This is a genomic window from Streptomyces sp. NPDC045956 (assembly GCF_056430705.1).
In genome coordinates this window covers 1-1,667 of the sequence record NZ_JBWKKZ010000036.1, presented here as the reverse complement: position 1 = coordinate 1,667, position 1,667 = coordinate 1, and the positions used below count along the sequence as shown (strand labels likewise).

Genomic DNA, 1,667 nt, shown 5'->3' with positions numbered 1-1,667 from the left:
TCAACGCCCACAAGGCCGGCACCATCAAGGGCCTGGGCGCCGCAGTCGGCGCCTCCGTCACCTCCGGCGCCGCGATCTGCGAGATCAAGGACTGACACGACAGTCCACGCCCTCCCCGCGCCGTACGCCTCGCCTCGCCTCTCAGGCACGTACCTCTGCGCCTCTCTCCCTGCTTACCCCTGAACCCCTACAGCCCTTGTAACCCTTGGAACCCCTGGAGTAGTCATGCCCAGACACACCGCCACCCGGCGCCCCTTCCTCGCCAAGGCCGGAGCCCTCGCCCTCACCACCGCCCTGACCCTGGCCCTCGGTCCGCTCGCCCAGGCCGCCGAACCCGCACCGTCGTCGTCCCCCCGCGACACCCCGGCCGCCTCCCTCCCGGAGATCGTCCGGGGCACCGGCCACGCCATCCACCCCGAGGGCTTCGCCTGGGACCCGACCCGCAACGCCTTCCTCATCGGTTCGCTGCGCTACGGGACCATCTCGGTCGTGGGCGCCGACGGCACCCCGCGCACCCTGGTCGACGACCCCAGCCTGGTCGCCACCGGCGGCATCCGCGTCGACCCGGCCCGCAACCGGCTCCTGGCGACGTACGGAGACGTGTACGCCGGACCCGACGCCCTGCTCAGCGTGGGATCGACCCCCGAGACCCGGGGCCGCTACGCCGGCCTCGCCATCTTCGACCTGACCACCGGGGCCCTGGAGAAGCGCGTCGACCTCGGCCGTGCGGCGGGCCTGCACCTCGCCAACGACCTCGTCCTGGACCCCGCGGGCAACGCCTACGTCACCGACTCCTTCACCGGCGAGATCTTCAAGGTCACCCCGTCCGGCACCGCGTCGGTCTTCGCCGACGACCCGAGGCTCGACGCGGGCCAGGACTCCTCGGGCCTGCCCAACGTCGGCGTCAACGGCATCGTCCACGACCCGGCCGGCTTCCTCATCACCGTGCGCTACGACACCGGTCAGCTCTTCCGCATCCCGCTGCGCCACCCCGGCCGCGTGACCGAGGTCCGGATGGACCGCCGCATCCCCGGCACCGACGGCATGGCACTCGGCAAGGACGGCACGCTGTACGCGGCGACGAACACGATCCGCTCGACCGGCGTCGACGCGCTGTTCAAGCTCCGCTCGGACGACGGCTGGAAGAGCGCCCGCGTCGTCAGCGAACAGGCGTCCCCCGAGGCCGCCCCCACCACGATGGCCCTCACACCGTCCGGCGACTACGTCCTGAGCAGCAACGTCGACGTCCTCTTCCAGAGCGGCGGCACGCAGACCCGCGACGGCTTCGTGCTGCGCCGCTACTGACTTCGCCGTTACTGAGGAGGGGGGGGGAGAACCATGGCGCTCGACCAGACGTTCGTGGGGCGGACGTATCCGCCGACCGCGCCTTATGAAGTAGGCCGGGAGAAGATCCGTGAGTTCGCGGAGGCGGTGGGAGACGCCAATCCGGCGTACACGGACCCGGAGGCCGCGAAGGCCCTCGGCCACCCCGACGTGATCGCTCCGCCCACCTTCGCCTTCTCGATCACGTACAAGGCGGCGGGGCAGGTCATCGAGGACCCGCAGCTGGGCCTGGACTACAGCCGGGTGGTGCACGGCGACCAGAAGTTCGCCTACGTCCGTCCGGTGCGGGCGGGTGACCGGCTGACGGTCACCTCGACCATCGA

The 1,667-nt window shown here is 71.3% G+C and carries 2 protein-coding genes; both read left to right on the top strand.

Going from position 1 to position 1,667, the window contains the following annotated elements; genetic code table 11:
* The first annotated feature begins 225 nt into the window (after nt 1-225).
* Nucleotides 226-1,305 carry an SMP-30/gluconolactonase/LRE family protein gene (locus tag AC07FV_RS34815; protein WP_479091772.1) on the top strand — a complete coding sequence of 360 codons (1,080 nt, stop codon included), beginning with the start codon at nt 226-228 and terminating at the stop codon, nt 1,303-1,305.
* Nucleotides 1,306-1,338: 33 nt separating this feature from the next.
* The coding region (locus AC07FV_RS34810) for a MaoC family dehydratase N-terminal domain-containing protein (RefSeq protein WP_479091770.1) at nt 1,339-1,667 on the top strand (329 nt) is incomplete at its 3' end.